This is a genomic window from Lentzea albidocapillata, from assembly GCF_000719115.1.
Classification (GTDB): domain Bacteria; phylum Actinomycetota; class Actinomycetes; order Mycobacteriales; family Pseudonocardiaceae; genus Lentzea; species Lentzea albidocapillata.
Genome location: NZ_JOEA01000030.1, coordinates 74,682 through 98,080, shown reverse-complemented (window position 1 = coordinate 98,080; position 23,399 = coordinate 74,682). Strand labels below are relative to the sequence as shown.

The window sequence follows — 23,399 nt, the reverse complement described above, 5'->3', positions numbered from 1 at the left end:
AACGTGGTTTCCTCGGCTTCGCGCACCCTGCTAGCGGTGCTGCTGATCGTCGGACTGTCCACACCGGTGCAAAGTCTTGCGGCGCCACCGGGCGCCAAGGACATCACCGTCACCCTGTTCCAATGGCCGTTCGCCCGCGTGGCGGCGGAATGCACGAACGTTCTCGGCCCCAAGGGCTACGGCTACGTCGAGGTCTCGCCCGCGACCGAGCACGTCCAGGGTCCGCAGTGGTGGACCAGCTACCAGCCCGTCAGCTACCGGATCGCCGGGCGTCTCGGCGACGAGAACGCCTTCCGGAACATGGTCGGCACCTGCCACAACGCGGGTGTGAAGGTCATCGCCGACGCGGTGATCAACCACATGAGCGCCGGATCGGGCACGGGTACCGGCGGCACCGGCTATTCCAAGTACAACTACCCCGGTGTCTACAGCGACTGGGACTTCCACCCGTGCCGCTCGCCGATCAACAACTACCAGGACCGCTACAACGTCCAGAACTGCGAGCTCGTGAGTCTGTCCGATCTGGACACCGGCAGCGACTACGTGCGCGGGGCGATCGCCGCGTACCTGAACCGGTTGATCTCGATGGGCGTCGACGGGTTCCGCATTGACGCGGCCAAGCACATGGCCGCCGGTGACCTCGCCGCGATCAAGGGCAAGCTGAGCAACCCCAACGTGTTCTGGGTGCACGAGGTGATCTACGGCGCGGGCGAGGCCGTGCAGCCCGGCGAGTACACGGGGTCGGGTGACGTGGACGAGTTCCGCTACGCCTACGACCTCAAGCGGATCTTCCAGAACGAGAACCTGGCCTACCTGAAGACGTTCGGGCAGCCGTGGGGCTTCTTGCCCAGCGGTCAGGCACGGCCGTTCGTCGACAACTGGGACACCGAGCGCAACAACTCCACCTTGACGTACAAGGACGGCTCGACCTACACGCTGGCGAACGTCTTCATGCTGGCGTGGAACTACGGTGCGCCACAGGTGTATTCGGGTTACGAGTTCAGCGACAAGGACGCCGGTCCGCCCGGCAACTCCGTCTGTTACAGCGGCTGGAAGTGCCAGCACGCCTGGACGCAGATCGCGAACATGGTGGCGTTCCGCAACACCGTCGCGGGCACGGACGTGAACAACTGGCAGGACAACGGGTTCGACCTGATCGCGTTCGGCCGCGGCAGCAAGGGCTTCGTCGCGATCAACCGCGAGACCTTCGCGGTGACCCGCACGTTCCAGACCGCGCTGCCCGCCGGGAGCTACTGCAACGTCCAGGAGAACGGCTGCGTCCGCGTGACCGTCGACTCCTCCGGCCGGTTCACGACGACGCTCGGCGCCGGGACCGCCCTGGCACTGCACGTCAACGCACGCTGAAAGAGTCACCGGCTGTCCACCGCTTCACGCGGTGGACAGCCGGGAGTTCTCATCAGGCGGTGTGCAGCCTCAAGCCGTAGACGTTGAGGATCTCGTTGATCGGCTGGAACCACGTGCGACCGCCGCTGGTGCAGTTGCCGTAGCCGCCGGACGTGACGCCCTGGGCCTGGTCACCGGTGATGAACGAACCACCGGAGTCGCCACCCTGGGCGCAGACGCTCGTGCCCGCCATCTGGTGCACGTCGCCCTGCGCGTAGCGGATCGTCTCGTTGCGGCTCTGGATCACGCCGCAGTGCCACTGGGTCGTCGAACCCGAGCGGCAGACCGAGGTGCCGACCGGCGCCTCCCACGAACCGCGCACCAGCGCGTCGGGAACGCGGCCCCAGCCGAGCACGACGGGCACGGTCCACCAGCCGCCGCCGATGCGCACCCACGCGTAGTCGTTGCCGGGGAACGAGGAACCGGCGAAGTTGCCCTGGTAGGAGCGGTCCCAGCCGTAGACGGCCGCGCCGTTCCCGCCACAGTGGCCCGCCGTGACGTAGCCGCCGTGCACCGAGAAACCGATGGAGCAGCGGACGTTGCCGGTGTAGTACGGGTCGCCGCCGACCGTGCCGGCCGCGAACGGCTGCGGCTGCTGCACACCATCGGTGCGCACGGTGATGGAGCCGAGCTGACGTGCCTTGTCCAGGAACGAGGCCACCTCAGCGGTCTGCTTGCCCGCCTCGACGTTCACCACCACGGTTCCGGTGCGCGGGTCGGGGTGCCAGCTCGCGACGGCGGACGGCACCGAACCGGACGCGGACAGGGCGTCGAGGCGGTTCTTCTGCGCCGTCATCGACCCGGCCGAACGACCGACGACCACGGCTTCGGCACCGGTGGCCTCGACCTTTCGTGCGGCCGTCCGGTCCGTCACGGCCACGACCAGGCGGTTCTTCGCCTCGTCGAACCAGCTGCCGGCGAGTGCGGCACCGGCCTCGCTTTCGGCGCGCGGCGCGATGACCGACGCGCGTTGTTCCTTCTCCAGACGCAGCCGCGCCTGGGCCTCGGTCAGCCCGAACGCCGAGCTCATCGCGGTGAGCAGGCCGGGTGACATCTCCTTCTCCGACGCCTGGGCAGGCACGGTGAAAGTGGATCCGACCAGCACGAGTGCCAGCGCGGGCACGATTCTTGGCATGGTGAAGCGCATGCTCTTCTCCTTGTCCGTGCAGGGATCGCTACCCGCCCCGTTGCGGAGAGCGACGAACATGAGAGCGCTCCCACCGTGGCGCAGACAGCCCTCGGTGGTCAACAGCTGACACCGGAACTGTCCTGCCCGATTCGTGCCCGGACGGACTGAATCGGGCATCACCGCATGACGACGACCTGTCGGACGGCCTCTCCGGAGGCGAGCTTCGCGAACCCGTCGTTGATCTCGTGGAGGCCCAGCCGCCCGGACAGCAGGCCGTCGACGGGCAGCCGTCCCGCGCGGTAGAGGTCCACGAACCGCGGCACGTCACGGCGGGGCACGCACGAGCCGAGGTAGCTGCCCTTGAGCGTGCGTTCCTCGGCGACCAGGTTCAGCGCGGGCAGCGACACGGTGCGGTCGGGGTGCGGCAGGCCGACGGTGACGGTGGTGCCACCGACGGCCGTTGCGGCGTAGGCCTGTTCGAGCACCGCCGCCACACCGGTCGTGTCGATGACCTTGTCCGCGCCGCCACCGGTCAGATCCCGGACATGCGCGACGACGTCCGGGCCTCCCGCGGCCTCGTGCGTCGCGCCGAGCGTGAGGGCCAGCTTGCGCTTGTGTTCGACCACGTCCACCGCCACGACCTGCGTCGCGCCCGCCGTCACGGCCGCGAGCACCGCCGCCAGGCCGACACCGCCGAGACCGAACACCGCGACCTTCTCCCCCGGCTTCACCTCGGCGCTGTAGAACGCGGCGCCCGCACCGGTCAGCACGGCGCAGCCGAACAGCGCGGCGACGTCGAACGGCAGGTCCTCCGGAACTCGGGTGGCCGACCGGTCGGAGATCACCGTGTACTCGGCGAACCCGGACACACCGAGGTGGTGGTGCGGACGCGTACCGTCCGGGAGGGTCCAGCGGCGCTGACCGCTGAGCAGCGTGCCGTCGCGGTTCGCCGCGGCACCGGGCTCGCACAACGCCTGGCGGCCCGACGCGCACCGGCGGCAGGCACCGCACGCGGGCACGAACGACAGCACGACGTGGTCGCCTGCCCCGAACTCGGCGTTCGGGCCGGCCTCCACGACCTCACCCGCCGCCTCGTGGCCGAGCACCATGGGCAACGGCCGGATGCGCGAGCCGTCGATCACGGACAGGTCGGAGTGGCACAGGCCGGTGGCGTGCACGCGCACCAGCAGTTCACCGGGACCGGGCGGGTCGAGTTCGAGGTCCACGATCTCGAGCGGCCCGCCGACTCCGGTCAGCACCGCACCTCGCGTCTTCACGCCACCACCAGACCTTCCATCGCCGAGCGCAGGTGTGCGGGGATCTCCACCGGTTTGCGGGTCTCGCGGTCCACGAACACGTGCACGAAGTGGCCCTCCGCCACGACGTCCTCGCGTCCCTCGAAGAAGAACCCGACCTCGTAGCGCACGCTCGACCGGCCGAGGTGCCCCACCCGCAGCCCGGCGTCGAGCGCCTCCGGGAACGACACCGAGGCGCGGTAGTTGCAGTGGGACTCCACGCACAGCCCGATCTGCTGCCCGGCCTGGATGTCCAGCCCGGCGCCGATCAGCCACGTGTTGATCACCGTGTCCATGAACGCGTAGTGGACGACGTTGTTCACGTGGCCGTAGACGTCGTTGTCCGCCCACCGGGTCGGGATCCGCTGCCAGTGCCGGTACTGCTCGCGCACACAACCTCCATCGTCAGTCGAGTCTCCTGGTGAGCTCGACCCTCGACCGCACACCGAGCCGCGCGAAGATGTTGCGCAGGTGGTGCTCGACGGTGCGGTGGCTCAGGAACAACCGCGCGGCGACCTCGCGGTTCGTGGCGCCCTCGGCGACCAGCCTGGCGATCTGCGCCTGCTGCGGCGTCAGGCCGGGGTGGTCCCTGGGCTCGCTCGTGGAGTCGCCGGCCGCGCGCAGTTCGGCGCGGGCCCGCTCGATCCAGTGATCAGCCTGGTAGGACTGGAAGATGCGCACGGCGTCGCGCAGGTGTTCGCGCGCTGCCTTGGGTCTGCGTCCGCGGCGCAGCCGGTTCCCGTACAGCAGCTCGGTCTTGGCGAGTTCGAGAGCCGTGCCGCTGGCGCGGTGCAACCGGATCGCCTCCTCGAAGTGCTCGTCGGCGGTGCCGCTCTCCAGCAGGCCGCGGCAGCGGTGGGAGAGCGCGAGGCGGGCCGAGCTTCCCGTTGTGCCCGCCCACTTCTCGAACGGAAGCAACGCTCTGTCCGCTGTGGACGGTCTGCCGCAGGCCACGGCCGCCTCGACCACGTGCGGCGCGGCCATCACCTTGATACCGGCGTGTCCTGGCTGCAGCCGGAGCCGGTCCAGCGCGTCGGCGGGCCGGTCGCGCGCCAGGTCGACGCACGCGAACGCCCAGGCGCCGAACGTGCCGGGCCGGGTGAGGCCGCGCTGGGTGATCTGCTCGGTAGCGGTGTCGATGCGGTGCAGCGCCGTGTCCGCGTCGCCTCTCAGTGCCGCCAGCAGCGCGAGGATCGTCAGGTGGTCGACCACGGCGTTGTGCTGCCCGATCGCCGTCGCCGCGTGCACGCCCTCGGTCGCCGCGGTCAGCGCCGCCGCGTGCTGGTCCAGCAGCAACGCCGACAACGCCCGGTACACCAGCGCCCACGGGACCAGCGCGGTGAACCCGCTCTCCCGCGCCGCCGTGACCGCGCTGGTCGCCATCTCGTGCGACCTCGTGGCGTCCCCGAGCACGTAGGCGGCCTGGCTTGCCCAGATCCGCGCCTGCGGCCCGGGGACCTGGTCGGCGAGGTCCACGACCGTGCGCAACGCGGGCAGCGCCTCGTCATGCCTGCCGTCGAACGTCGCCAGCATCCCGGTGAGGTGGTCGAGCGTGAGCCGGGTGGCCGGTGGCTCGTCGCCCCGGCGGATCTCCTTCGCGAACTCGGCGACGGCGGTGTAGCGGCGGTGGTCCCCGGCGATGCTGGCCGCCTCGCCCGCGAACCCCAGCGCGGCCACCGCGAGCTCCCGCCGGGTGCCGACCAGGGCTTTCGCCGCGCGGATGAGCCGGTCCGCCGCGACGTCGGGCAGGCTCTCGCCGAGGTCGATGCCACCGACGACCAGGTCCATCAACGCCCTGAGCTCCGGCGTGCAGGTCATCTTCGTCGCGGTGCGCAGGACGGCCCGCGACCGGTGCGGCGCGCCGCGCGCCCAGTGGTCGGCGGCGGCCTTGAGCAGGTGGTGCGCCTTCTGTTCGGGATCGGTCGTGAGGCGGGCGGCGCGGTCGTGGTCCCGGGCGGCCGTCGCGAAGTCGCCACACCGTCGCGCGTGTTCGGCGTAGGTGGTGAGGACGTCCGCGAGCCCGGCATCCTGCGTCGTGACCGCCTGGTGCCACGCGCGGCGGGCACCAGGCGGCAGGGTCTCCGCGAGTACGGCGTGGGCGCGGCGCCTCAGCGGCAACGGCACGTCCGCCTGCAGCGCGGACCGGACCAGCCTGCGCGAGTCGAACAGCGGCCTGGCCTCGGTCACCGCGGCCAGGTCGAGCGTCTCGGCGTCGACCTCCTCGTCGACCGCCACCATCGCGACGACGTGCTGCGCTTCGGGGGACAACGCGGCGAACCGGGCTCGCCACCTCAGCCGCAGCGAGCTGTTCTCCGGCAGTACCTCCGGCGCCGGCGCGATGCCGCCGAGCTGCGCGGACGAGAGTGATCCGGCCAGCTCGACCAGCGCCAGCGGGTTCCCGCAGGCCAGCTCCACGAGGTCCGCGGCGAGGGTGGAGGGCAGGCCGGGCACGAGGTCGTGCAGCACGCGAATGCTCGTCACGGCGTCCAATGGATCGAGCGTGACGCTCGGCAGCCCACGTGGCTCACCCTCGGTGGCGATGAGCAGCGCGCCCCTCGTGCCTCCTACGTCACGCGCAAGCTGCAGGAGGTCGTCATCAAGCTCGGGGACGTCTACGCACAACAACGCGTCGTAGTCGTCCTCCACCGCGTTGAGCAGCGCAGTCTTGCCCGAACCAGCCTCACCACACAGCACAAGCACTCCGCCGCACCCAACGCGCGCACGCTCCACCAACGCGTCCACGGCGACGCGTTGCCGCTCTCGGCCACGCAGCATCGGCCCAGTCTTACGGCGGTGGCCGCTCCTCCGGAAGGGGTAGGCGGCAAATTCACCTACCACCGTTAGTTTTGCCACCGAAGCTGTTCACCGAGACCGGTGGTTGCACCGATGCGCACGTGGAGTCCGTGGTTGCAGGGTCGAGGTCGTTCCTCCCCCTGTTCCCTGCCGAATGAGGTGTACAGCGCTGTGCAACTCCGCACCCTGATCCCCATCGCGCTCTCCATGGTGCTGCTCGGCGGCACCGTGGCCCAGGCCGCCGACAACCCGTACGAACGCGGGCCGGCCCCCACCAACTCCAGCATCGAGGCCAGCCGCGGCTCGTTCGCCGTCTCGGAGACCTCCGTGTCGTCACTGGTGAGCGGCTTCGGCGGCGGCACGATCTACTACCCGACCAGCACCTCCGCCGGCACGTTCGGCGCGGTGGCCATCTCCCCCGGCTACACCGGCACCCAGTCGACCATCTCGTGGCTCGGCCCGCGCCTCGCCTCCCAGGGCTTCGTGATCTTCACGATCGACACGAACTCGCGCTACGACCAGCCCGACAGCCGGGCCTCGCAGCTGCTGGCGGCCCTCGACTACCTCACCCAGCAGAGCTCGGTCCGCACCCGGATCGACTCGTCCCGCCTGGGCGTCATGGGTCACTCGATGGGCGGCGGCGGAACTCTGCGTGCCGCCAGCCAGCGCCCGTCGCTGCAGGCGGCGATCCCGCTGACGGGCTGGCACACCACGAAGAACTGGTCGTCCGTCCGCGTCCCGACCCTGGTCGTCGGCGCCGAGAACGACTCCGTCGCCTCGGTCTCGTCCCACTCCGAGCCGTTCTACACGAGCCTGCCGTCCACTTTGGACAAGGCGTACCTGGAACTCAACAATGCCTCGCACTTCGCGCCGAACTCGCCCAACACGACGATCGCGAAGTACAGCATCTCGTGGCTCAAGCGGTTCATCGACAACGACACCCGCTACGAGCAGTTCCTCTGCCCGGCGCCGGGACGCAGCACGCTGATCGAGGAGTACCGGGACACCTGCCCGCACTCCTGATCATCTGAACACGGGTCGCGGCGCTGACCGAGCGCGGGGCGCCGCGACCCGACCCACGAAGTCAGCCCACGCCGTCTCTTGGGGCATGATTGGTGTCCGAACGGATACCGAGGAGACGTGCGTGGCGCAGGAGCCAGGCGTCGCCGTGCGAGCGACCAGCAAGTTCCGCATCGACGTCCCCGTCACGCGGAGCGCCTATCTGCATCAGGTGGTCCAGATCGCGCCCGCCGACCTGATCGGACGCGAGCACGAACTGGCCGAACTCGCCGAGTTCTGCACCGCGCCGACCACCTCGGGCCGATACCTCTGGTGGCGAGCGGAGGCGTGGTCCGGCAAAACCGCCCTTCTGTCGTCGTTCGTGCTGGATCCCCCCGCCGGCGTCCGGGTCGTCTCGTTCTTCATCACCGGACGGCTGAGCGGCCAGAACGACCAGACGGCGTTCCTCGACAACGTCCTGGAGCAACTCGTCACCCTGATGGGGGCCGAGATCCCGGATCTGCTCACGGAGACCACCAAACATGCTCACGTGCTGCGCTTGCTGGACGCCGCGACCGCCGGCTGCCGATCCCGCGACGAGTCCTTCGTGCTCGTGGTCGACGGCCTGGACGAGGACAACGGCGCCGGCGGGCACAGCATCGCGTCCCTGCTGCCGGCGCGACTCCCAGACGGCATGCGGGTCGTCGTGGCCGGCCGTCCCAACCCACCCGCAGACGCCCCGGACGACCACCCACTGCGATCGGGTGCGGCGGAGATCCGTGCGCTCGTTCCGTCCCCAGCCGCGGTTGCGATGCGGCGGGAGGCGGAACGCGAACTCAAAGCCCTGCTGCACTCCAACGACTTGGAAAAGGACCTGCTCGGCCTGATCTGCGCGGCAGGTGGTGGCCTCACCGCAGCAGACCTGGCCGAGCTGACCGAAACCTCGCCGTACGAAACCGAAGGCCGCCTGCGCTCTGTCGCGGGACGCAGCTTCGCCCGCCGCGACAACGCCTATCTCCTGGCGCACGAAGAGCTGCGGGTGATCGCGACAGAGATGCTCGGGCCGCGTCTCACCGGATACCGCGACCGACTGCACGCCTGGGCCGACGGATACCAGGACAACGGGTGGCCCGAGACGACTCCCGACTACCTCCTGCACCAGTACCCGCCCATGCTGCGCTCGCTCCCAGATCCTGCGCGCCTGGTCGAACTGGCGACAGATCGGGCACGTCAGGCACGGCTGCTACGGCGGACCGGTGGTGACGCGGCCGCACACGCGGAGATCCTCGCCACCCAGCAGGTGATGACCGATCACGACTCCGCGAACCTGCTTGCCATCACGAGACTCGCCGCGACACGCGGGGACCTCGACGCTCACAACGGAAGCCTTCCCGTCGAGCTGCCCGCCGTCTGGGAACTGCTCGGACAGAGACGGCGTGCCGAGGCACTCGCTCACGGCTTCGTCAACCCGCTCACTCGATCAGAGGCGTTGTCGCTGTTGACCGCCGCCATCACGGACTCAGGAGATCTCGACCGAGCGCACAACACGGCCAACAGCATCACCGTGCCACTGTGGCGAGCGCTGACGTTCACCGACCTCGCACTGACCGTCGTCGGCACCGGTGACGACCAGCGCGCCGGCGACGTGCTCAGGGAAGCCGAGAAGTCGGTGAGCAAGATCCAGGACGACGACAGTCGAGCTCGCGCCCTGATCGGCCTCGCCGGTGTCTGCGACCGGCTCGGACAGCACGACCGGGCGCAGACGTTGCTCGACGAGGCCGAACCGGAGACCGTGGGTGAATTCACCCTGCTGACGAGCGAACTCACCAGGTGCTCCGAGATGATCGGTGACTCCCGAAGAGCCGACCGCTTGGTGGCCGCCGCCTCCGAGCCGCTCGAGCGGGCCATACTGCTCGCTGAGATGTCCTCGTGCGCACTGGCTCGCGGCAATTCCGGGCGCGCCACGAAATTGCTCGACGACGCGGAGGCTCTCGCAGCGCACCTCACCCACTTCGACGACCAGCTCACCGCAACGGCTGCGATCACCAGGTCCGCGGCCGACTTCCCGGATCGCTCATCCATATTGCCCGATCTGGATCTCGAGGTGCCGGAAGACGTGGAGGATGCCGGTGAGCGGGACAGTTTCCTGCTCGCGCTCGTGGACTGCACTGTGGCGCGCGGAGATCTGAAGAACAGTGAGCGCGCTGCTCGCCTGATCAGCCCATCAGTGGACGCCGCTGCGGCACTGGTCGAGGTGGCTCAGCTCGCACTCACCCAGGGCGAGCGCGAGCGCGCTGACGCCGTGATCGCGACCCTCACCAGCTCTCACAAGTACGAAAGTCTGTTGGGCGATCTCGCGTTGCACGCGGCCAAGCTGGGCGAAACCGCGGACGCCGAGGTGTTGGCCGAACTCGCCGAGACGATTTCCCGACGAGGTGGCGCGCCCTACCGCGAGAAGGTCGCGACTGACGCGGTGTCAGCCCTGTGCTCGCTGGGCTGGTACGACGACGCAGAAGACTTCGCCGCCACAACGTCTGTGACTGTGCACGTAGCGCTTCTCACCGTGATGCTCGCGTCAGTCGACCCGGTGAGTGAGCAGGAGCGGTTCTGCCGTATTGCCGACGCTGCCGTCTCCCTCTGGCGGAAAACGACGAAGGCGGATTCCGACAAGCTCTCTCAGAAGCTCGCGGGCGCCTTGGCCGCAGCAGGAGATGCCGGCAGAACGACAGCAGTCATCAATTCGATTTCTGACTCGGTCACACAGGCGACAGCGACAGCGAGCGCCGCCCTCGCGGCCGCACCCGTCCACGTGAAACTGGCCGTCGAACTCGCCCTGCGCGCCTTCAGACAGATCTCACGACTCGATTTCATGGACCAGCTCTGGCCGATGTCTGACGCCTCCTCCGCCCTCATGATCGCCGACGACTCACCTCGCACGAGGATGATGATCAGCAACATGCTGACAGGGGGATGGAACTTCCTCGACCGGTCGACGTACGAGATCGCCAAGGCCTCGGCGTTGGCCGGCCACTACGAACGTGCGATGAAGCTGGCCGAGGACATGGGCGAGTCCGACCGCGAATCCGTGCTCGGGCACTCGGCAGCGGCCATGGCGACAGCCGGCCTGATCACCGACGCCCAGCGCATAGCCAACACCCTCGAAGGCCAGTCAGGTCGGGACAAAGCGATGTTCGCGATCACGATCGCGGTCGCCAAGACACGTGAGTGGTCACTCGCGCGGAGCCACGTCGGCTCCTTGCACGACGGTGATACCCAGGCCCACCTGCTCGGCGAACTCGCGATCGTGGCAGCGGACACCGGGGAAACCGCCATGGCGAAGAGGTTCGTCGCGGAGGCCGTCACGACGGCACGCTGGTCCGTGCCCTTGAGGGCACTCGGCCGAGTCGACCCCGATGCCTTGCGAGCGATGGTCGCCTGTATAAGGGCAGGTTGGAGCCAGCCGGATCACTCGAGCACGCTCATCCGCACGTCGCCGGACAGCCGATAGGGCCGCGTCTCCACCAAGGCCCCCAGCAACCGCCGCAACCGCGACACCTCCGCCCGCACCGTCACCACGTGCTCGGCGTCCCCGTACAGCGCGTTGCTCAACGCCTCCGCGGACAGCCCCTCCCGACCGGCCCGGTGCAGCAGCACCAGGATCTCCGCGTGGCGCCGCGTGACCGTGCGGCGCCAGTCCGCGTCACCGCCGGAGAGCCGGACCTGCGGAGTCCGCGTCAGATCGAGTTCAAGGCTGACCGTCCGGTCCACAGAGGACGGACGGATCAGCCACCCTCCAGCGAGGCGTTCCGGCACGCAGGCCCCGAGGCCCGGCACCGCGACGGGCTGCCCGGCCACCGGCACGGCGATGCGCGAGCCCACTGCCACACCGTGCGCGGCCGCCACCCAGCCGTGGTCGTCCACGATGAGCGACGGCCCGGACAGCAGGGCCGCGGCGCGCAGGCGTTCGAGACGTTCCTGGTGGTACCGCCACAGCCGCGACTCGGCCAGCATGCGGCCGGTCTCGACCAGCGCGCCGATCGCCGGATGCAGGGTCAGCGCGGGCCCGCTCACGTCGATCACCCCGAGCAACGCACCGGTGCGCGGGTCGTGGACGGGTGTCGCCGTGCAGTACCAGGGGTGCTGGCCCTGCTCGAAGTGCTCACCCGCGAGCAGTTCGACGGGGGCGGCCTCGGCGAGAGCGGTGCCGATGGCGTTGGTGCCGACGCGGCGTTCGGTCCAGTCGGCGCCCTCGAAGAAGCCCAGCGAGTCGGCACGCCGGCGAACGGCCGGGGTGCCGGAGCGCCACAGGATGACACCCTCGTCGTCGGTGACGACCAGCAGCAACTGCGACGCGTCGGCGAGGGAGCCGACGACAGCGCGCAGGTCCGGCACCACCTCGCGCAACGGCGAAGCCTCCTGGCGGCGGCCGATCTCGGACGGGCCCAGCCAGTCGCGGGTGTTGACGTCGTCGGCTCGCAGGCCCAGGTCGAGGACGCGGTTCCAGGAGCGGGAGACGAGGGCGCGCGGGCGCAGGGCGGAGTGACTGCCGGCGATGACCGCGTCGTGCATGCGCACGAGTTCGCGGGCATACGTGGGCAGGTGCTGACCGGGCGGCACTGCCCTGGGCACGCTCACCGGTCGAGCATGGACCAGGGATGCAATCCGGTGCAACGGTTTCACCGAAGCGCGGGAAGGGGGTGAATGCAACCACGACGAGCGACGAGGAGTGGCGATGACGCAGACCATGGATCGCACGGCACAAGCTCGCGTGGACGCCTGGCTCGAGCAGTTCGAGGGCGCGCTCAAGGCACGGGACGTCGACGCCGCCGCCGGGATGTTCGCCACCGACAGCTACTGGCGCGACCTGGTCGCCTTCACCTGGAACATCAAGACCGTCGAAGGCCGTGAGGGCATCGCGGACCTGCTCAGCGCGTGTCTCGACGGCACCGATCCGGAGAACTTCCGCACCACCGAGACGCCGACGGAAGCGGACGGGGTCGTGGAGGCGTGGCTCGAGTTCGAGACGGCGGCCGGGCGGGCGCGCGGACACCTGCGGCTCAACGACGAGGGCGCCTGGACGTTCCTGACGAGCCTCTACGAGCTGAAGGGCTTCGAGGAGAACAAGAAGGAAACGCGGTCCAAGGGCGTGCGGCACGGTGTGATCGAGGATCGCCTCTCCTGGGCCGAGGAACGCGAGCGCGAGCAGGCCGAACTCGGGTACGCGCAGCAGCCCTACGTCGTGGTCATCGGCGGCGGCCAGGGCGGCATCGCACTCGGCGCACGGCTGCGGCAGCTCGGCGTGCCCGCACTGGTGCTGGAGCGCAACGACCGGCCAGGCGACTCGTGGCGCAAGCGGTACAAGAGCCTCTGCCTGCACGACCCCGTCTGGTACGACCACCTGCCCTACCTGCCGTTCCCGGACAACTGGCCGGTGTTCGCGCCCAAGGACAAGATCGCGGACTGGCTGGAGATGTACACGCGCGTGATGGAGGTGCCGTACTGGACCCGTTCGGAGGTCAAGTCGGCGTCCTACGACGGTGCACAGTGGACGGTCGTGGTCGACAGGGACGGCGAGACCGTGACGCTGCACCCGAAGCAGCTCGTGTTCGCGACCGGCATGTCCGGCAAGGCGAACGTGCCGTCGTTCCCCGGCGCGGAACTCTTCGAGGGCGACCAGCACCACTCCTCGAAGCACCCCGGCCCGGAGGCCTACGCGGGACGCAAGGCCGTCGTGATCGGCTCGAACAACTCCGCGCACGACATCTGCGCGGCGTTGTGGGAGCACGGCGCGGACGTCACGATGGTGCAGCGCTCCTCGACGCACATCGTGCGTTCGGACTCGTTGATGGACATCGCCCTGGGCGACCTCTACTCGGAACGGGCCGTCGCCGCCGGCGTGACGACCGACCGCGCCGACACGATCTTCGCCTCACTGCCCTACCGGATCCTGCCGCAGTTCCAGATCCCGGTGTACCAGCGGATCAGGGAACGGGACGCGGACTTCTACGCGCGGCTGGAGAAGGCCGGCTTCGACCTCGACTGGGGCGACGACGACTCCGGGCTGTTCCTCAAGTACCTGCGGCGTGGCTCCGGTTACTACATCGACGTGGGCGCCTCCGAGCTCGTGGCGGACGGCAAGATCAAGCTCGTCCGCGGCCAGGTCGACCGCCTGACCAGGAACGCCGTCGTGCTCTCCGACGGCACCGAACTGGAGGCCGGCCTCGTCGTCTACGCCACCGGCTACGGCTCCATGAACGGCTGGGTCGCCGACCTCGCCGGGCAGGAGATGGCCGACCGGGTCGGCAAGTGCTGGGGCCTCGGTTCCGGCACGACCAAGGACCCCGGCCCGTGGGAGGGCGAGCAGCGCAACATGTGGAAGCCCACCCGGCAGCCGGGGCTGTGGTTCCAGGGCGGCAACCTGCACCAGTCGCGCTACTACTCGCTCTTCCTGGCACTGCAGCTGAAGGCGCGGTTCGAAGGGGTGCCGACGCCGGTCTACGGCCTGCAGGAGGTACACCACCTCAGCTGAGCAAGCCGACCTTCACAGTCATGCGTCGGTCACGCCGACCAGCGCCTCCTCGACCACGTCGGACAAGGAACGCAGGTAGGTGGCGCTCACGTGGTTGTCGTCGAAGTTGACCAGCAGGTCGCCGATGACGGGCGGGCACTGGTCCTCGGTGCAGAGGTGGTCACTGAAGTCGAGGAACGACACGTTGGCCGGCACGTCGAGGTAGGCGTAGGGCGGCACGGGTGCGAGCAGGTCTGCACGGGGCGCGCCGCACCGGGGCACCGGACCGTGCACCTGCACGCAGTCGAGCACCGAGAAGCCGTACCGGGGGTTGTCGCGCACCGCGACGACCGGGATCTGCTCGGCGTCGAGCTGGCGCCAGCGTTCGACGAACCCCTGCGGCGTCACCTCGGTCAGTCCCACCTGGACGTCGCGGGTGGCGAGGGTGAAGACGAAGTCGGGGCGCAGCTTGATGATCTCGTTCGCCGCGCTGTCGTTCCACCGCACGCAGCTCTGGTCGCCGGTATTCTTCTCCGACCTCGTGGAGAACGGGCACGCGCCCTTGAGCATGGAGATCAGCTGCCAGTTCCGGCGTTGCGCTATCGGGGCGAAGGCGGCCAGGTACTGCTGGACGTGCGAGTCGCCGACGAGCACGACGCGCTTGGCCGGTGTGCCCTCGGCCGGGCCGTAGCAGACGTCGAGTTCCTCGACTGGCACCGGTTTCTCGCAGTGCTGGCCGTCGAGCGCGGCGAAATCCGTGGCCGGGAGGTGCGCGGCCACCACCTCGCGCGGTCCGACGGGCTGCAGGACCGCGGCTGCCGCCAGGAGCGGAACGAGCAGCGCCGCGGTGAGCGTGCGTGCTCTCCACCGAGACCTGCGCACGGGTTCCTCGACCAGCAGATGCGTGGCGGCCGCGAGCACGAATGACGCGCCGATGACCGCCACTCCGCCGAGCAGGCCGACCTCGCCACGGCCGCGCAGGACGAGCCAGCCGACCAGCACGGGCCAATGCCACAGGTAGAGGGCGTAGCTGAGGTCTCCCAGGTAACGCAGTGGCTCACTGGCCAGCAGGCGGTCCGCGCCGAACCGGCTGCCGGTCGCGCCGGCGACGATCACCGCGGCGGCGCAGGTCGTCGGCCACAGCGCCAGGTAGCCGGGGAACCCGGCGCCCACGTCGAGCACCATCCCGCAGACCAGGAGTCCCAGCAGGCCCACCCACCCGAGCACCGTCCTGAATGGACCGGCGAGGTCCACACGCGACACGACCAGCGCGAGCAGGCCGCCGAAGGCGAACTCCCAGATCCGCGTCGCCGTGTGGAAGTAGGCCAGCGGCTGGTCGACGGCGGTGAGCCACACCGAGAAGCCCAGTGACACAACGAAAACTCCGAGCAGCACGCGGAAGAGCGAGCGGCGCAGCAGCGTGACCGCCAGGACGAGCAGGGGCCAGAGGAGGTAGAACTGGCCCTGGATCGACAACGACCAGAAGTGCTGCACGACGCTCGCCTGGTCGTGCTGGGCGTAGTAGTCGGTGGAATCCGAGGCCAGCTGCCAGTTCTCGACGAACAACGCCGAGGCGATCACCTCGCGTACCGTCTGCGGCCAGCGGTTCTCCGGCAGCAGCACCGCCGCGGCCACCAGCGTCACGCCGAGCACGACGAACGCGGCGGGCAACAGCCGCTTGGCCATCCTGCTCCACAACGCGCGCAGGTCGAGCCGTCCCCGCGCGGTCGCCCGCACGAGCTGGCCCGTCACCAGGAACCCGGAGATCAGGAAGAAGACGTCGACGCCACCGGACACGCGGCCCAGCCACACGTGGTAGACGACCACGAGCAGTGCCGCCACCGCCCGCAGGCCCTGCAGTTCCGGACGATAAGGCCGCTCTGGTGATGGCGAACTGTGATCACTTCCCGACACGCCTGCGAGGGTGACGCCCGGCCGCGCACCTGTATATCCGTGGCAACACCCATCTTCACCCGGGACCAGCCCTCCTGACGGCCGGTAGTTGAGTGACAGAACGGATCGTCAGAGCGACGGCGACCAGGAATCGTGGGCGGCACACCACCTCCGACCGCTGCCGGGAGGCGCCGTGGTCCGCACCGACCGACCTGCCCGCACCCGACGGCCGCTGAACTGGGTCCTGCTCGGGGTCGCATTGGCGCTGCTGATCGCCGGAATCGCCGCGCCGCACGCACTTCTGGTCGCCGCCGGACTGATCGTGGCGGGCCTGATCGGCCTGGGTCACCAACGCTGACCACACGTCCTCACCACACCAGGCCGGAAAGGGAGGCGACCATGTCCACAGTGGCTCAACCGGCCGGACGCACCGAACGGGCTGATCCCATGCAGGCACGCGACATCGCCATCAACGTTCCGACCGTGACGGTCGACGACCCGGTCACCAAGGCGGTGCGGGTGATGGCGGTCAACCGGCTGCCGGGACTGATCGTGGTGGACGACCGCGCCCGCCCGTGGACGGTGCTGCCCGGCACCCAGGTGCTGCGGCTCGCGGTGCCGCAGTCCTACCAGGACGATCCGGCGCTCGCCCGCGTCGTCGACGAGGGTCACGCCGACCTGTTCTGGATGGAACTGGGCGACCGCACAGTAGGTGACGTGGCGCCGCATCACCGCGCCAAACCCGCGACCGTTCGCGCCGACGCGACCCTGCTGGAGGTCGCCGCGCTGATGGCCCGCCAGCACAGCCCGCTCGTCGCCGTGGTCGACGACGCCGGAGTGCTCGTCGGCGCCATCACCCTCGACCGTCTCATCACCTCGCTCGCGGTCTACACCGCCGAGGACTGACCCCGGACCATCTGTCCCCGTCACCGCCGGCGTGCTGAACTCGCGCCGGCGGTGACAGCCATCGGGTTGGGAGATCCGTGAGCGCCGCACTCGCCCTGACGATCTTCCTGATCGCGTACTTCCTCATCGCCACCGAGAAGGCGGACAAGGTCAAGGTCGTGCTCGTCGCCGCCGGGCTGATGGCCGTGTTCGGCCTGGTCCCCGGCTCCGAGGTGTTCTTCTCCGAACACGCGGGCATCGACTGGAACGTCATCTTCCTGCTGTTCGGCATGATGATCATCGTCGGCATCGTCAAGCGGACCGGCGTGTTCGACTACCTCGCCATCTGGGCCGCCAAGAAGGCCCGCGGCCGCCCGTACCGGCTGATGGTGATGCTGATGATCATCACGGCCGTCGCGTCGCCGTTCCTGGACAACGTCACCACGATCATGCTCGTCGCGCCGGTCACGATCGTGGTGTGCAACCGGCTGCGGATCGCCGCCCAGCCGTACCTGATCGCGGAGGTGCTCGCGTCCAACATCGGGGGCGCGGCGACGTTGATCGGTGATCCACCGAACATCATCATCGGCAGCCGGGCCGGTCTGAGCTTCACCGACTTCCTCGTGCACATGGCCCCGGTCGTCACGGTCGTGTTCGTGGTGTTCGTGCTGCTCACGAAAGTCCTGTTCCGCAGGTCGTTCCAGTACCACGCCGAACACGTCGAGGCCGTGATGGCACTGCAGGAACGGCGCGCCATCACCGACCCGGCGATGCTGCGCCGCTGCCTGATCGTGTTCACCGGAGTGGTGATCGGGTTCAGCCTGCACGCCGTGCTGCACCTCGATCCCGCGATCGTGGCACTCGTCGGCGCGGGCGTGATGCTGCTCGTGACTCGGGCCGACGCGAACGACGTGCTGGCCGAGGTGGAGTGGCCGACGCTCACGTTCTTCATGGGCCTGTTCGTGATGGTGGCGGGCCTCGTCCACACCGGGGTCATCGAGACCGTGGGCACGTGGGCGGTCTCGGCCTTCGGCGACAACTACTTCGCAGCCGCCACCGCGTTGCTGTTCGGCTCCAGCGTGCTCGGCGCGTTCTTCGACAACATCCCGTACGTCGCCACGATGACGCCGGTGGTCGAGGGCATGGTCGCCGAGATCCCCGACGCCGCGACCGGTCGGTCGCTGTGGTGGGCGTTCGCCCTGGGCGCGGACTTCGGCGGCAACGGCACCGCGGTCGCCGCCAGCGCCAACGTCGTCGCGCTCGGCATCGCCGCCCGCGCCGGGCACCGGATCAGCTTCTGGCAGTTCACCCGCTACGGCATCGTCGTGACGCTGGTCAGCACCGCGATGGCGTGGGGTTACGTGTGGTTGCGGTACTTCTGACCGCGCAGCACGGACGACGCCCACGCCATCGCGGCGCTCATTGGCTGTACCGGGCGGCGACCGCGGCGGCCCGATCCCTCAACGCGGCACGCAACCACTGCGGTTCAAGGGCTTCGGCGCTCGTGGAGAGCTGCCACAACGCCCACTCCGCGTGCCGCGAGTCCTGGAACGTGACCTCCATCCGCAGCCAGCCGTCGTCGAGTTCCTCGGCGAGCACGGCCAGTGCGGTGCCCACCAGTTCCTCCCGTCGTGCGGGATGCATCCTCAGCACCACGGCGACCTGGTCACCACCGGTCCGGAACCGCGTGCTGCGTTCCTGCCAGGCCCGGTCCAGGTCGACGCGGTCCGGTCGCTGCGCGGGTTCGTCGAGCTCCTCGGCGGCCAGGATCCGCGACAGCCGGTAGGTCCGGTCCTCCCCCGCCTTCTTGGCCAGGAGATATCCCTGTTCCCGCACGGTGACCAGGCCGATCGGGTCCACCGTGCGCCACTCCGCGGCTTGCCCCTTGGCCTCGTAGTGAATCCGCAGCCGGTGACCCGCGAACACCGCGCGCCGGACCTCCGCCACCACCGCGTCGGGCAACTCCTCCTCCACGGCACGCCGCGAGAGAAGGTCGATCTCCGGATCGATGAGCAACCGTTCCGCCGCACCGGCCGCCGTCTGCCGATAGCTCTCGGGCAGCGCGTCGACCACCTTGAGCATCGCCGAGGCGAGCGACGATCCGAGGCCGAACACCTGCGCGCCTCGTCGTGAGCCGGCGACCAGCAGTGCGAGCGCCTCGTCGTGGTTCAGGCCGGTGAGCTCCGTCTGGAAACCAGGCAGCAGCGCGAACCCGCCGTGCCGGCCGCGTTCGGCGTAGACCGGGACGCCGGCCGCCGACAACGCCTCGATGTCGCGCAGGACCGTCCGGGTGGACACCTCGAGTTCGCGGGCGAGGGTGGCCGCCGACAACTGGCCGTGCCGCCGCAGCAGCAGGACCAGCGAGACCAACCGGTCGGCACGCATGCGAAAACCGTACGGGAATACGTGACAGAGGGTGTCGTGTATTGCTTGCGAGGCTGACGGCACTGTCGAAGAGATCGAATGGAGCTGTCGTGGCTGTCGAACGAACGCCGGTCAACCCGTGGACGTGGTCGGCGGAGCTGGGCTACCACCAGGGCGAGGTGGTCACCGGGCAGACCCGCACGCTGTACTGCGCCGGCCAGACGTCGATGAACGGGGACGGCAAGCCCGAGCACGCCGGTGACATGGGGGCGCAGCTGGCGCTGAGCCTCGACAACCTGGAGGCGGTGCTGGCCGGGGCGGGGATGTCGCTCGCGAACCTCGTGCGGCTCAACGTCCACACGACCGACGTCGACCTGCTGTTCCAGCACTACGGAGTGCTGGCGGCGCGGCTCGGCCAGGCGCGGGTGGCGCCGCCCACGACGATGCTCGGCGTGAGCAGGCTGGCGCTGCCGGAGCTGCTGGTGGAGCTGGAAGGGACGGCCGTGGCGTGACGCTCCGGGTGGTGACGATCGGCGTGTACGGCTTCGGCGAGGAGTCGTTCCTGCGACGGCTGCTGGGCGCGGACATCCGGCTGCTGCTCGACGTGCGGCAACGGCGCGGTGTCCGCGGGCCCGAGTACGCCTGGGCGAACTCGCTGCGGTTGCAGGCGGCGCTCGCCCGTGCCGGGATCGCCTACGAGCACCACCCCGAGCTCGCCCCGACCACCGAGTTGCGCCAAGTCCAGTACGCGGAGGATGACCGCCTCGGCGTGGGCAAGCGCAGCCGTCGCGTGCTGGCCGCGGAGTACGTCCGCCGGTACGAGGCGGAGATCCTCGGCAGCGCCGACCTGGCTCCCGTCAGGTCGGCGCTGCCGAGAGGCGCGGCACTGTTCTGCTCAGCAGGGCACCTCGCGGCGCCGCCCCCACGCCCCCGTACAACCAGTACGAGAACGTGGGGGCGACACCACGATGCACCCGTCTGACCCCGAATTCCCCCGGCAACCTTCCAGGCCGCGCCACTAGATAGCAGACACCTCGATCGACTCGATGGCGGCGGCCGCGAGCGGGGTCGCCGTCCCGGCGTAGCGGGTGGCGAGCGACTGGAACAACTGCTCCGCCTCGATCGCGGGCCAGTCATCAGCCAGTAGCTCGGCCGGCAGGTGGGGGTCCTGGCGCACGAGGTCGAGCCAGTCGCCGTGCAGCACCAGCTGGCGGGCCAGATCGTCCGGCAACGAGGTGTCCGGCTCGCGCCACCTGGCGAGAAAGTCCTGGTAGCGGGTGGCGATCGCGGCCGTGTCGAACGCGCGGCGGGCCAGGTCCGCCGCCTCGGTCGGCTTGGCGTGCTGGGCGGTGAAGACCGTGACGTTCTCCGCGAGCCCGTCGACCAGCCCGCTCACGTCGTGGGCGCCGGGCGCGATCCACAGACCGTTCTGCACCGGGCCGAAGCCCGCCCACTGCAGCTGCGAGCGCAGGTCGTGCCGTTCGCCGCGGCGGCCCTCCGGCAGGGAGAAGCCGACCAGGGTCCAGGTGCCGTCCCAGTCCCGGTTCACCGCGCCGCGCTGCCAGATGCGGCGCTCGCCGTCCTGCAGCACGTCCGTGGCGCGGGCGGTGAGTCCGAAGTAGACCTTGCGGCCGTTGCGGTGTTTGGCGAGCAGACCGCGCGATGTCATGCGGGTCAACGTGGAGCGCACCGCCTCCTCCGAGACGTCCACGCGCCCGAAGACGTCGATCACGCTGCCCGAGTAGACCGCGATGTCGCGGCCCAGCACGTACAGGCCGAGGAAGTTCAGCATCAGGGACTGGGGCGTCACGCCGTTCACGATACATGTTGGGCAGCATCTAGACGAGCGTCATGAATATGCCCTACTTTGGGTCCGACCCCCACGGAGAGGACTCGCCTGATGGAGCTGTCGGGAAAGGTCGCGATCGTCACCGGCGCCGGCCGCGGGCTGGGCCGGGCGTACGCGGAGGCGTTGGCGCGCAACGGGGCCCAGGTCGTGGTCAACGACGTGGACGAGGTCGTCCACGAGGTCGCGGCGAGCATCGGCGGACGCGCGGTGATCGCTCCGGTCGGGACGGCCGAGACCGCCCAGTCGCTCGTCGACGCCGCCGTCGAGGAGTTCGGCCGGCTCGACGTGCTGGTCACCAACGCGGGCATCCTGCGCGACCGCGTGCTGTGGAAGATGAGCGACGACGACTTCGACGCCGTGATCAACGTGCATCTGCGCGGCACCTTCACCTGCGCACGCGCCGCGGCCGTGCGGATGCGGGAGCAGGGAACGGGCGGCAGTCTCGTGCTGGTCTCGTCGCCCGCCGGCCAGCGTGGCAACTTCGGCCAGACCAACTACGCCGCCGCCAAGGCCGGGATCGCCGCCATGGCACGGACCTGGGCGCTGGAACTCGCCCGGTCCGGCATCGCCGTCAACGCGGTCGTCCCCGTCGCCGCCACCGAGATGACGCGCACGATCCCGGCCTTCGCGCCGTTGATCGAGGAGTCGGAACGCACCGGCGCGCCACTGCCGGAGTGGGTGCGGCGCGACGAGGGCCTGGGCACCGTCGAGGACGTCGCGGAACTGATCGTGTACCTCGCCTCCGACGCGGCGAAAGGCGTTACCGGGCAGGCGATCGGCATCGGCGGCGACCGGCTCGCGCTCTGGTCGCACCCCGCCGAGAAGCAGGTCCTGTTCGCGGACGGCGGGTGGCAGGCGGGCTCGATCGCCGAGCGGTTCGGCGAGTTCGAACCCGAGACCTACGGAATCCCGCAGCCGGTGGCACCGTGAACATTCCCAAAATGGATGTGGACAGCCTGGTCGCCATCGACGTCCACACGCACGCCGAAATCTCCGGCGACGGCCACAGTTCACTCAGCCCGGCACTGCTCGAGGCGTCCGCCAAGTACTTCAAGGCCGCCCACCGCCAGCCGACGATCGCCGAGACCGCCGGGATCTACCGCGAGCGGAGGATGGCCGCGGTGATCTTCACCGTCGACGCGGAGCACGCCACCGGACACCCGCGCATCTCCAACGAGGAGATCGCCGCGTCCTGCGCCGAACACGCCGACGTGCTGATCCCGTTCGCGAGCGTCGACCCGTGGAAGGGCCGCACGGCCGTCCGCGAGGCCCGCAGGCTCGTCGAGGAGCACGGCGTGCGGGGCTTCAAGTTCCACCCGAGCCTCCAGGACTTCTCGCCGGATGACCGGATGGCGTACCCGCTCTACGAGGTGATCGAGGAGCTCGGCGTGCCCGTACTGTTCCACAGTGGACAGACAGGCATCGGCGCCGGCGTGCCCGGCGGTGGCGGGATCAGGCTCAAGCACTCCAACCCGATGCTCGTGGACGACGTCGCCGTGGACTTCCCGCACCTGCGGATCGTGCTCGCGCACCCGTCGTTCCCGTGGCAGGACGAGGCTCTCGCGGTGGCCACGCACAAGCCGTTCGTGTACATCGACCTGTCCGGCTGGTCGCCGAAGTACTTCCCGCCGCAGCTCGTCCGCTACGCCAACACCGTGCTGCAGGACAGGGTCCTGTTCGGCTCGGACCACCCCGTCATCACCCCCGACCGCTGGCTGGCCGACTTCGCGAAACTCGAGATCAAGGACGACGTACGTCCCAAGATCCTCAAGCACAACGCCGCCCGCCTGCTCGGACTCGTGAAGGAGGACGCGTGACCATCTCCGTCCAAGGAATCGCAGAACTCAGGGCCCTGGCGGGGAAAGGCCTCGGGCACACCGACTGGCTGCAGATCGACCAGAGCCGCGTCGACACGTTCGCCACCGCCACCGACGACCACCAGTGGATCCACGTCGACCCGGAACGTGCCGCCTCCGGCCCGTTCGGCGGCACGATCGCGCACGGCTACCTGACGCTGGCGCTGCTCATCCCGCTGATGAGCGAACTCCTCGAGGTCTCGGGCGTGCGGATGAGCCTGAACTACGGACTGGACAAGGTGCGGTTCCCCGCGCCCGTACCGGTCGGCGCCAAGATCCGGCTGCTCGGCCAGGTCGCGTCCGCCGAGGACGTGCCGGGCGACGGCGTGCAGCTCACCGTCGACTTCACCGTCGAGATCGAGGGCTCCGCGAAGCCCGCTTGCGTCGCACGTGCCGTCTACCGCCACTACACATGAGGTGAAGT

20 protein-coding genes are annotated in these 23,399 nt (G+C 69.5%); 12 read left to right on the top strand and 8 right to left on the bottom strand.

All coding sequences use genetic code 11. From position 1 onward, the window contains the following. Nucleotides 1-3: 3 nt before the first annotated feature. Nucleotides 4-1,365 carry an alpha-amylase gene (locus IG04_RS0138230; protein WP_030481638.1) on the top strand — a complete coding sequence of 454 codons (1,362 nt, stop codon included), beginning with the start codon at nucleotides 4-6 and terminating at the stop codon, nucleotides 1,363-1,365. A gap of 52 nt (nucleotides 1,366-1,417) precedes the next feature. On the opposite strand, the gene IG04_RS0138225 is transcribed toward IG04_RS0138230, so the two are convergent. The 4 genes from IG04_RS0138225 to IG04_RS0138210 all read right to left on the bottom strand — a co-directional run bounded on the left by IG04_RS0138225 (nucleotide 1,418) and on the right by IG04_RS0138210 (nucleotide 6,603). Then, nucleotides 1,418-2,611, bottom strand: a complete 1,194-nt coding sequence (locus IG04_RS0138225) for a S1 family peptidase (RefSeq protein WP_245815984.1) — start codon at nucleotides 2,609-2,611, stop codon at nucleotides 1,418-1,420. A 98-nt stretch (nucleotides 2,612-2,709) separates the two neighbouring features. Continuing rightward, entirely contained in the window at nucleotides 2,710-3,810 is a 1,101-nt protein-coding gene (locus IG04_RS0138220) for a zinc-binding dehydrogenase (RefSeq protein WP_030481636.1), read from the bottom strand. Further along, nucleotides 3,807-4,220 (bottom strand): acyl-CoA thioesterase, encoded by a 414-nt coding sequence (locus IG04_RS0138215; protein ID WP_030481635.1) that lies wholly within the window; start codon nucleotides 4,218-4,220, stop codon nucleotides 3,807-3,809. The genes IG04_RS0138220 and IG04_RS0138215 overlap by 4 nt, the downstream gene beginning before the upstream one ends. Before the next feature lie 13 nt (nucleotides 4,221-4,233). After that, the gene (locus IG04_RS0138210) at nucleotides 4,234-6,603 is read right to left on the bottom strand and encodes a helix-turn-helix transcriptional regulator (protein WP_051771629.1); all 2,370 of its coding nucleotides are present in this window, start codon (nucleotides 6,601-6,603) and stop codon (nucleotides 4,234-4,236) included. Between the two features lie 225 nt (nucleotides 6,604-6,828). Here IG04_RS0138210 and bdeA point away from each other — a divergent pair, with 225 nt between their 5' ends. Beyond that, the gene (bdeA, locus tag IG04_RS0138205) at nucleotides 6,829-7,644 is read left to right on the top strand and encodes a bis(hydroxyethyl) terephthalate hydrolase (RefSeq protein WP_030481633.1); all 816 of its coding nucleotides are present in this window, start codon (nucleotides 6,829-6,831) and stop codon (nucleotides 7,642-7,644) included. 121 nt (nucleotides 7,645-7,765) lie between these two features. Continuing rightward, nucleotides 7,766-11,128 (top strand): P-loop domain-containing protein, encoded by a 3,363-nt coding sequence (locus IG04_RS0138200; protein WP_030481632.1) that lies wholly within the window; start codon nucleotides 7,766-7,768, stop codon nucleotides 11,126-11,128. On the opposite strand, the gene IG04_RS0138195 is transcribed toward IG04_RS0138200, so the two are convergent. After that, nucleotides 11,086-12,255: a sigma-54-dependent transcriptional regulator family protein gene (locus IG04_RS0138195; RefSeq protein ID WP_030481631.1), complete on the bottom strand. Its 1,170-nt coding sequence runs from the start codon at nucleotides 12,253-12,255 to the stop codon at nucleotides 11,086-11,088. The genes IG04_RS0138200 and IG04_RS0138195 overlap by 43 nt on opposite strands. Nucleotides 12,256-12,352: 97 nt before the next feature. On the opposite strand from IG04_RS0138195, the gene IG04_RS0138190 reads away from it, so the two are divergent. Continuing rightward, entirely contained in the window at nucleotides 12,353-14,149 is a 1,797-nt protein-coding gene (locus IG04_RS0138190; protein WP_030481630.1) for an NAD(P)/FAD-dependent oxidoreductase, read from the top strand. A gap of 18 nt (nucleotides 14,150-14,167) precedes the next feature. Here IG04_RS0138190 and IG04_RS0138185 read toward each other — a convergent pair whose 3' ends face one another. Next, entirely contained in the window at nucleotides 14,168-16,042 is a 1,875-nt protein-coding gene (locus IG04_RS0138185; protein ID WP_030481629.1) for an acyltransferase family protein, read from the bottom strand. A gap of 172 nt (nucleotides 16,043-16,214) precedes the next feature. On the opposite strand from IG04_RS0138185, the gene IG04_RS46960 reads away from it, so the two are divergent. From IG04_RS46960 to IG04_RS0138170, 3 genes are all read left to right on the top strand, one after another. After that, the gene (locus tag IG04_RS46960; RefSeq protein ID WP_157513088.1) at nucleotides 16,215-16,379 is read left to right on the top strand and encodes a hypothetical protein; all 165 of its coding nucleotides are present in this window, start codon (nucleotides 16,215-16,217) and stop codon (nucleotides 16,377-16,379) included. A gap of 41 nt (nucleotides 16,380-16,420) precedes the next feature. Beyond that, nucleotides 16,421-16,927, top strand: coding sequence for a CBS domain-containing protein (locus IG04_RS0138175; protein WP_211257891.1), 507 nt, complete (start codon nucleotides 16,421-16,423; stop codon nucleotides 16,925-16,927). A 77-nt stretch (nucleotides 16,928-17,004) separates the two neighbouring features. Next, the gene (locus IG04_RS0138170) at nucleotides 17,005-18,288 is read left to right on the top strand and encodes an ArsB/NhaD family transporter (protein ID WP_030481627.1); all 1,284 of its coding nucleotides are present in this window, start codon (nucleotides 17,005-17,007) and stop codon (nucleotides 18,286-18,288) included. 37 nt (nucleotides 18,289-18,325) lie between these two features. Here IG04_RS0138170 and IG04_RS0138165 read toward each other — a convergent pair whose 3' ends face one another. Continuing rightward, nucleotides 18,326-19,291 (bottom strand): helix-turn-helix transcriptional regulator, encoded by a 966-nt coding sequence (locus tag IG04_RS0138165; protein ID WP_030481626.1) that lies wholly within the window; start codon nucleotides 19,289-19,291, stop codon nucleotides 18,326-18,328. Between the two features lie 89 nt (nucleotides 19,292-19,380). Here IG04_RS0138165 and IG04_RS0138160 point away from each other — a divergent pair, with 89 nt between their 5' ends. Together IG04_RS0138160 and IG04_RS0138155 are read left to right on the top strand one after the other, a co-directional pair. Next, the gene (locus IG04_RS0138160; protein WP_030481625.1) at nucleotides 19,381-19,782 is read left to right on the top strand and encodes a RidA family protein; all 402 of its coding nucleotides are present in this window, start codon (nucleotides 19,381-19,383) and stop codon (nucleotides 19,780-19,782) included. Then, on the top strand, nucleotides 19,779-20,252 hold the full coding sequence (locus IG04_RS0138155; protein WP_084590042.1) for a DUF488 family protein: 474 nt from the start codon (nucleotides 19,779-19,781) through the stop codon (nucleotides 20,250-20,252). The genes IG04_RS0138160 and IG04_RS0138155 overlap by 4 nt, the downstream gene beginning before the upstream one ends. A 36-nt stretch (nucleotides 20,253-20,288) precedes the next feature. On the opposite strand, the gene IG04_RS0138150 is transcribed toward IG04_RS0138155, so the two are convergent. Beyond that, nucleotides 20,289-21,080 carry a PaaX family transcriptional regulator gene (locus IG04_RS0138150; protein ID WP_245815982.1) on the bottom strand — a complete coding sequence of 264 codons (792 nt, stop codon included), beginning with the start codon at nucleotides 21,078-21,080 and terminating at the stop codon, nucleotides 20,289-20,291. Between the two features lie 90 nt (nucleotides 21,081-21,170). Between IG04_RS0138150 and IG04_RS0138145 the strand changes: the two genes are divergently transcribed. From IG04_RS0138145 to IG04_RS0138135, 3 genes are read left to right on the top strand one after another with little or no spacing between them, the layout of a single operon-like run. Next, nucleotides 21,171-22,049 carry an SDR family oxidoreductase gene (locus IG04_RS0138145; RefSeq protein ID WP_030481622.1) on the top strand — a complete coding sequence of 293 codons (879 nt, stop codon included), beginning with the start codon at nucleotides 21,171-21,173 and terminating at the stop codon, nucleotides 22,047-22,049. Nucleotides 22,050-22,060: 11 nt separating this feature from the next. After that, entirely contained in the window at nucleotides 22,061-22,936 is an 876-nt protein-coding gene (locus tag IG04_RS0138140) for an amidohydrolase family protein (RefSeq protein ID WP_030481621.1), read from the top strand. Beyond that, nucleotides 22,933-23,391, top strand: a complete 459-nt coding sequence (locus tag IG04_RS0138135; RefSeq protein ID WP_030481620.1) for a MaoC family dehydratase — start codon at nucleotides 22,933-22,935, stop codon at nucleotides 23,389-23,391. Before IG04_RS0138140 ends, IG04_RS0138135 begins: the two co-directional genes overlap by 4 nt. The last annotated feature ends 8 nt before the right edge of the window (nucleotides 23,392-23,399 follow it).